General features: G+C 70.6%; 6 protein-coding genes. 2 read left to right on the top strand and 4 right to left on the bottom strand.

Features of this window, described 5'->3' with window-relative positions; all coding sequences use genetic code 11:
* Positions 1-47: 47 nt before the first annotated feature.
* The 4 genes from AB0305_RS22125 to AB0305_RS22110 all read right to left on the bottom strand — a co-directional run bounded on the left by AB0305_RS22125 (position 48) and on the right by AB0305_RS22110 (position 4,504).
* Positions 48-854 (bottom strand): DUF1206 domain-containing protein, encoded by an 807-nt coding sequence (locus AB0305_RS22125; protein WP_290256491.1) that lies wholly within the window; start codon positions 852-854, stop codon positions 48-50.
* Positions 855-945: 91 nt separating this feature from the next.
* Complete coding sequence (gene trmB, locus AB0305_RS22120; protein ID WP_364134386.1) at positions 946-1,869, bottom strand: tRNA (guanosine(46)-N7)-methyltransferase TrmB; 924 nt, start codon at positions 1,867-1,869, stop codon at positions 946-948.
* 43 nt (positions 1,870-1,912) lie between these two features.
* The gene (locus AB0305_RS22115) at positions 1,913-3,202 is read right to left on the bottom strand and encodes an MFS transporter (RefSeq protein WP_364134383.1); all 1,290 of its coding nucleotides are present in this window, start codon (positions 3,200-3,202) and stop codon (positions 1,913-1,915) included.
* Between the two features lie 51 nt (positions 3,203-3,253).
* Positions 3,254-4,504 carry a M20 family metallopeptidase gene (locus AB0305_RS22110; RefSeq protein WP_364134380.1) on the bottom strand — a complete coding sequence of 417 codons (1,251 nt, stop codon included), beginning with the start codon at positions 4,502-4,504 and terminating at the stop codon, positions 3,254-3,256.
* A gap of 137 nt (positions 4,505-4,641) precedes the next feature.
* Here AB0305_RS22110 and AB0305_RS22105 point away from each other — a divergent pair, with 137 nt between their 5' ends.
* Both AB0305_RS22105 and AB0305_RS22100 read left to right on the top strand, forming a co-directional pair.
* Positions 4,642-5,676, top strand: a complete 1,035-nt coding sequence (locus AB0305_RS22105; RefSeq protein WP_364134377.1) for an Lrp/AsnC family transcriptional regulator — start codon at positions 4,642-4,644, stop codon at positions 5,674-5,676.
* A 9-nt stretch (positions 5,677-5,685) separates the two neighbouring features.
* Positions 5,686-7,188: an MFS transporter gene (locus tag AB0305_RS22100; protein ID WP_364134374.1), complete on the top strand. Its 1,503-nt coding sequence runs from the start codon at positions 5,686-5,688 to the stop codon at positions 7,186-7,188.
* The last annotated feature ends 200 nt before the right edge of the window (positions 7,189-7,388 follow it).

Here is a 7,388-nt window from a genome sequence, read left to right as displayed (position 1 = left end):
GGACGGCGGGCGCCCGCGGTCCGGGCCCGGGCCGGGGCGGGGGCCGGCTACATCCGTGCCAGGCGGGCGCGGACGGCCATAAAGATGCCGTAGCAGATCAGTCCGGCGCCGACGGCGGCGAGCATGTACATGCCCAGCGGCTGATCGCGCAGGGCCTTGAGGCCGCCGTCGAGCCCGGTCGATTCGTCCGGGTCCGCCTTGATAGTGGCGATCACGATCAGCATCCCGGTCAGCAGCAGCGCCACGCCCTTGGCCGCGTAGCCGGCGATGCCGGTGATTTTCACGGCCAGGGAGGCGTGCTCGTTGGCGGGCATGCGCAGGTACTTCACGAAGGACTTCCGGAAGCCTCGGATGGCGTAGACGACGCCGGTGACGGCGACGGCGACGCCGATCAGGATCAGCAGCAGGGTCCCGCCGGGGGTGGCCATCAGGTGCAGGGTCAGGTCGCTGGTGGATTGGCGGTGGTCGGCGTGCGCGCCCATGGCCACCGACGCGAGGGTCAGCGCGAAGCCGGTGTAGACGACGGCCTGCAGGGCGGCCTTGAGCTTCTTGGCGACCTTCTTCTTCGTCTCCAGGTGCTCGAAGTCGAACACCGCGTCGCTGGTCTGCCAGATCGCCAGCGCCACGCACGCGGTGAAGGCGCTCCAGAGCAGGTACGGTCCGACGGGCTGCTGGGCCATCTCGGCCACCGCGCCGCTGACGTCCGCCTGGCCCTGGCCGCCCATCGCGAGCCGGATCGCGACCAGGCCGATCAGGAAGTGCAGCAGCCCGGAGACGGCGAACCCGGCGCGGGCCGCGATTTCGAGCGGCCGGGAGTTGGTGACATCCTCCGCAACTTCTGCCGCGTCTTTCAATTCCATGCTGCTGGTCCGTTCTTGCACTGTTGAGCTTTGCCGTAATCCTGCCATGCGGACGGCCCCCGCGGCCGCAGGCGATGGGCCCGGATCAGCGGCGCCGGTAGCTGAGGTCGAAGATCAGCCGGCCGGCCTCGTGGGCCTTGTTCTCGAAGCTGGTCAGGATCCGGCCGTCGAACCGCGGCGCCCAGCCGCCGACGTCGTCGACGCCCTCGTTGGGGCCGGTGTGCTCGGTGCTGACCGGGGCCCGGCCCTCCTTGACCGGGGCGCCGCCCACCACGGACTCCACACCGGATTCCCAGACCTGGGTCAGCGGGCTCTCCGGGCCGCTGCGTTCGCCCTCGTGCAGGTTTTCGAAGTCGGTGGCGCCGGCCATGACCTCCCGGACGTGCACGGCGTAGTTGGACCAGTCAGTGGCGATCCGGAAGATACCGCCAGGCTTCAGCGCCCGGGCGGCGAGTTCCGCGAACGCCGGCTGGATCAGGCGGCGCTTGTGGTGCCGCGACTTGTGCCACGGGTCCGGGAAGAAGACCCAGAGCTCGGTGACGGAGCCGGCCGGCAGCATGCTGGCCAGGACCTCGGGAGCGTTGGCCTCCACCACGCGGACGTTGGTCAGGCCGCGGCTGTTGATCTTGATCAGGGTGTTTGCCAGGCCGGGGGTGTAGACCTCCACGGCCAGGAAGTCGGTGCCCGGGTTCTGTTCGGCCGCGTGGCAGACCGCGTCGCCCAGGCCGGAGCCGATCTCCACGATCAGAGGAGCCTTGCGGCCGAACTCTTCCTCGGCGTCGAAGACGTACTCCGGGTGGACGGAGGTGTTGGCGACGTGCCGGGGCACGTCCACGGCCCAGCGGTCCGAATGCTCATCCCAGGCGGCCTGGCGTCGGCCCTGCAACCGGGTGCCGCGGCGCACGAAGCTCACCGGGCGGCCGCCGTAGGTGCCGAAGGAGGCCTGGCTGCCGGGGGTCACCGGGCGCGGGGAAGGCGCCGGCTGCGGGGATTCTGGGGATTCACTCATCCCCTCCAGAATAGTGGAGCCCCGCAGCGGCGCCGGGTCCCGGTCAGGCGGTGAGGTCCTTGCCCTTGGTCTCCGGGATGGTGAAGACGAACAGGGCCGAGACTGCCAGCAGCGCCACGGCGTAGACGTTGAACAGCTGCGGGGACTGCAGGCTGGTGCCCAGCCACTGCTGCAGGTACGGGGCGGTGCCGCCGAAGAGTGCCACGCAGATCGAGTAGGGCACGCCCACGCCCACCGTGCGGATGCTGGTGGGGAACAGTTCGGCGTAGACGGCCGGGACGATCGCGGCGCTCGCGGCGATGAAGATCAGCATCACGGACATGCTGACGGCCAGCTGCCAGGCGGAATCCTTCAGCAGGGCGGTCATCGGGAAGTGCAGCAGGCCTGCGCCGATCGCGCCGGACCAGAGCACCTTCTTGCGGCCGATCCGGTCCGCGAGCTTGCCCCAGAACGGCAGCGCGGCGATGAAGACAATGTTGCCCACGACGCCGGCCCAGAGCGCCTCGCCGCGGTCGATCTTCAGGGCGGTGGTGGCGTAGCTGGGGGCGACGACGCCCCAGATGTAGTAGATGACCGTCAGGCCCACGGTCAGGCCGATGACCTGCAGCGCCTGCTTCCGGTGGCGGACGATTTGCGGCCAGATCGCGGCCTTCTTCTCGGCCAGCGCCTCACCGGCGAAGACGTCGGTCTCGTGCAGCCGGGACCGCATGATCAGTGCGTACAGGCCCATCGCGGCGCCGATCAGGAACGGGATCCGCCAGCCCCAGGCATTCATCGCCTCGGTGGAGAGAGCCATGTTCAGGACCGCGCCCAGCAGGGTTCCGAACAGGATGCCGACCGTGCCGGAGGTGTAGATCAGGGTGGCCCAGAAGCCGCGGTGTTCCTTCGGGGCCATCTCCGATAGGTAGGTCTGGGAGGAGGGCAGCTCGCCGCCGTGCGCCAGGCCCTGGACCAGCCGGGCAACCAGCAGCATCAGGGACGCAAAGGCGCCCACCGCCGCGAAGGTCGGGGCGATGCCGATCATCAGGCTGCCCACCGAGGCCAGGCCCACGGCGAGGGTCATGGATGCCTTGCGGCCGATCCGGTCGCCGATCCAGCCGAAGAGGAAGCCCCCGAAGGGCCGGGCGACGAAGCCGACGGCGAAGATCGCCAGGGTGGAGAGCACCGCCGAGGCGGGGTCAGATTTGCTGAAGAGTTGGCTGGCGATGAACGGGGTAAACGTGGCGTAGATGGCCCAGTCGTACCATTCGACGGCGTTGCCAATGCCGGTGCCGATCAAGGTCTTGCGGGTGGATGTCCGGGGAGCCGTCGGCTGGGACACGGTTGCTGTCATGGGAATCTCCGGGTGGTTCTGGGTGGGGGTGCTGCTGGACGGGGGTGCCGGTTAGGAGCGGCCGGCGGGGACTGCGGCCGCCGTGGCTGTGGCGGTCGAGAGGGTGGCGAGCCGGGACAGGGCGAGTTCGGCGTAGAGCGCGGCGCCGTCGGCCAGGACGGCGTCGTCGAACGTGGCGTACGGGGAGTGGTTGAACGCCGACGTCGTGTGGTCGCCGCCGTGCGGGACGGCGGAGAGGCCGATGAAGGTCCCGGGGACCTCGGCCAGGACGCGGGAGAAGTCCTCGGAGCCGCTCAGCGGCGTGGCCCAGCGGGCCAGCCGGCCGTCGCCGAAGAGGTCCCCGATGACGTTTTCCGCGGTGCGGGTCTCGTCCTCGTCGGTGATGGTGAGCGGGTATTCCTGCTGGTAGTCGACGTCGACGTCGAGCCCGTGGGCCGTCGCGATGCCGCGCAGGAGGCGGGGGACGGCGTCCATCATCTTCTGCCGGGACTCCTCGGAGAAGGTCCGCACGGTCGCCTCGATCCGGGCGGATTCGGGGATGATGTTCCGCTTGGTGCCGGCCTGGAGTACGCCCACGGAGAGGACCACCGGGTCGAACATGTTGAACTGGCGGGTGACCATGACCTGCAGGGCCGTGACCATCTCCGCGGCGACCGTGACCGGATCCTTGGCCGCATGCGGGGCCGAGCCGTGGCCGCCGGCGCCCAGCACGGTGACGGTGAGCCCGTCGGAGGAGCTGAGCATCACACCGGGCTTGGTGCAGAAGGTGCCGTGCGGTTCCAGTGCGGAGAACACGTGCATGCCGTAGGCGGCATCCACGCGCCGGCCCGGGGCGTCAAGGACGCCCTCGCGGATCATGTAGCTGGCCCCGTCGAAGCCCTCCTCGCCGGGCTGGAACATGAGGACGACGTCGCCGGCCAGACGGTGGCGCTGTTCCGCGAGCAGGGTGGCGGCGCCTGCGAGCATGGAGGTATGCAGGTCGTGGCCGCAGGCGTGCATGGCCCCGTCCACGGTGGAGGTGTAGTCGACGCCGGTCTTCTCCTGGACCGGGAGGCCGTCCATGTCGGCGCGCAGGAGCACGGCGGGCCGGCTGGCGGCATCGCTACCCTGGCCGCGGAGAACCGCGGTGACGGAGTTGGTGTCCGTGCCCAGGGTGATCTCGTACCCCAGCCCGTCGAGCTGCTGCAGGACCTTCTCCTGGGTGCGGGGCAGGTCCAGGCCGATCTCCGGCTCGCGGTGCAGGGCGTGGCGGAAACGGGCGAGCTCCGGCTGGAGCTCCCGGGCGTCGTCGGTAATGGTCACAAACTCTCCTGGCGGTTGATTGGGGTGGTGCGTTCGGGTCTATTCTGGAGTGACCTGCGCCACATGGGCCTAAAGGGCTGGAAATATGCACACCTAGCCGTGAAACGCAGAATTCATGCAGGAGAGGGGAGTGGGCCGTGGAGCTGAGCGAGGATGACCTGGCGCTGATTAACGTGCTGCAGATGGCGCCGCGGCTGGGCTGGGGCGACGCCGCGGAGATCCTGGGCGTCCACGCCACCACGCTGGCAGCACGCTGGGACCGGCTGCGGGCCTCCGGGGTTTCGTGGATCACAGCCCACCTGATCGGTGACCCGCACCAGATGTGCCTGGCCTTCATCGCCGTCGACTGCGAGATGCACCGCCGCGACGAGGTCACCGCGCAACTGGCCCTGATGCCGGAGGTGGTGACCGTCGAGGAGGCCGCCAGCAAGCGCAACCTGATGCTGACGGTCATCACCCGGTCCCTGGACGATCTGAGCGACCAGGTGATGTCCCGGCTGAAGGAGATCGAGGGCCTGACCAAGTACGAGACCGCGCTCTGTACCCGGCTGCATTCCAGCGGCGGCGCCTGGCGGCTCAACGTGCTGGACCGGGCACAGCAGGCGGCCGTACGGACCCTTGCCGGCGCCGACGGCGGGACCGCGGCAGCGGCGGCCGCAGCCGCTTCCGCGCGGGAACTGCCGGAAAGCCACCTGGCCCTGCTGCCGTTCCTGGCCCGGGACGGGCGGGCCACGGCCGCGGAGATCGCACGGAGCCTGGGCCGCCACCCGGCCACCGTCCAGCGGCAGCTGAACCGGGTGCTGGCCAGCGGCATGCTGTCCTTCCGCTGCGAGGTGGCCCAGCGCTATTCGTCCTTCCCGGTCACGTGCCAGTGGTTCGTCAACGTCCCCGCCGGCCAGCACGAGGCCGCGGCGGCGGAGCTGAAGACCATGCGCAACGTCCGCCTGAGCGCCTCCACCACCGGGCCCACCAACTTCGTGATCATCATGTGGCTGCAGTCCCTGGCCGACGTGATGACGGTCGAACTCGCGCTGCAGCAGAAGGTACCGGGCATCGACCTGGTCGAAAGCGTGGTGATGCTGCGGACCGTCAAGCGGGTGGGGTGGATGCTCGACGCCGACTCCCGGGCCAGCGGCGCCGTCGTCGTCCCCGCCCAGGGGCTCGCGCCGTAGGCTTCAGGTATGTCGAACGCCGCCAGCCCGCGAACTCGCCCCGATCCAGGGGCGGGGGCAGGCGGCATCTTCCAGCGCCGGTACGTCCTAGTGACCCTCGGCGCCTGCGCGCTGGTGTTCCTGGCGGCCTTTGAATCGCTGGCGGTGACCACCATCATGCCGCTGGTCAGCCGCGAACTCGACGGCGCCGGCCTCTACGCCCTGGCCTTCGCCGGGCCGCTGGCCACCGGTGTGATCGGCATGGTGGCCTCCGGCAGCTGGGCCGACCGCAGGGGGCCGGTGGCACCGCTGCTCTCCGCCGTCGGCATGTTCGTGGTGGGACTGCTGATTGCCGGGACCGCCCCCTCCATGCCGGTCCTGGTCGCCGGGCGGCTGGTGCAGGGACTCGGTGGCGGCGGCCTCACCGTGGCGCTGTATGTCGTGGTGGCCCGGGTCTACCCGCCGCCGCTGCACCCGAAGATCTTCGCCGCGTTCTCCGCGGCCTGGGTGGTCCCCTCGCTGGTGGGCCCGTTCACCGCCGGGCTGGTGGCGGAGGTGGCGGGCTGGCCGTGGGTCTTCCTGGGGGTGGTGGGCCTGGTGGTGCCGGCGCTGCTGCTGACCGCCCCGGCGTTGCGAGCGCTGCCGAAAAACGAGCCTGCCCCTGATGAAGCGGCCGCACCGGCGGACCCGGCGGGCCAGACGGAACCCGCTGCGACGGAACCTGCCGCGGCGGACCAGGCAGACCGCCAGCCCTCCCGCGTCCCCGGGGCGCTGGCCAAGCTGGGCCTGGCCGCGCTCGCCGCCGCCGCGGTCCTGGGCTTGAACCTCTCATCGACCCTCCCGGGGATCGGCGGCCTGCTGGCCGGAGCCGCCGTCGCCGTCGCGCTGCTGGCCGTCCGCCCGCTGATGCCACGTGGCACCCTGACCGCCCGGCGCGGGCTCCCCAGCGTCATCCTCACCCGCGGGCTGGCCTCCGCGGCGTTCTTCGGCGCCGAGGTGTACCTGCCGTACCTGCTGGTGGAGCGGTACGCATTCGCGCCTACCTTTGCCGGGCTGACCCTGACCGCCGGTGCCGTGGCATGGGCCTCCGCGTCCGCGGTGCAGGGCCGGCTGGGCCCGCGGCTGGAACACCGCCGCGCCATCCGGATCGGGGCGGCGATGGTACTCGCCGCCGTCGTCCTCGCCCTGGCCACCACCGTCCTCGGCTGGCCTGCCGCCGTCGCGATCGCCGGCTGGGTGTTCGCCGGCGCGGGCATGGGCCTGATGTACGCGCGGCTCAGCGTCATGACACTGGCCCTCTCCACCCGCGAGAGCGAGGGCTTCAACAGCTCCGCGATGTCCATCTCGGACTCCCTCGGCGGCGCGCTTTCGCTGGCCACCACGGGCATCATCTTCGCGGCGTTCACGACGGCGGGAGCCGGCCCTGCCGGCGCCGCCGCACCGTTCGCCGGGGTCTTCGCGCTCACCGCCGCGATCGGCGTCGCGGGCGTCCTGGTGGCGCCGCGCGTCGCCCGCCGCGGCGCACCCAACTAACTGGCAGTTGAAGCCGTTTTGAGCCGCGAAAACGGCCTTAGCTGCGAGTCAAATGGGATGGGACCTACGGGAGGGTCGGGACCGGCCGGAAACGGGAGGAGGGTCCCGGATGATAGACTGGGTGAACTTGATGTGCAGTGATGCCCACTCCTGATCCGGCTGGAAAGCCTCGGCAGACCGCCGGATCGCCCGCGTATTCC

It is taken from the genome of Arthrobacter sp. NPDC080086 (assembly GCF_040702285.1).
The sequence above is the reverse complement of the archived record's forward strand: the minus strand, read 5'-3'. Positions and strand labels throughout refer to the sequence as shown.

Bases quoted from the DNA above. Each gene is read 5' to 3' on its own strand.
- AB0305_RS22115 (WP_364134383.1), bottom strand. From the start codon at position 3,202: ATGACAGCAACCGTGTCCCAGCCGACGGCTCCCCGGACATCCACCCGC.
- AB0305_RS22100 (WP_364134374.1), top strand. From the start codon at position 5,686: ATGTCGAACGCCGCCAGCCCGCGAACTCGCCCCGATCCAGGGGCGGGG.
- trmB (WP_364134386.1), bottom strand. From the start codon at position 1,869: ATGAGTGAATCCCCAGAATCCCCGCAGCCGGCGCCTTCCCCGCGCCCG.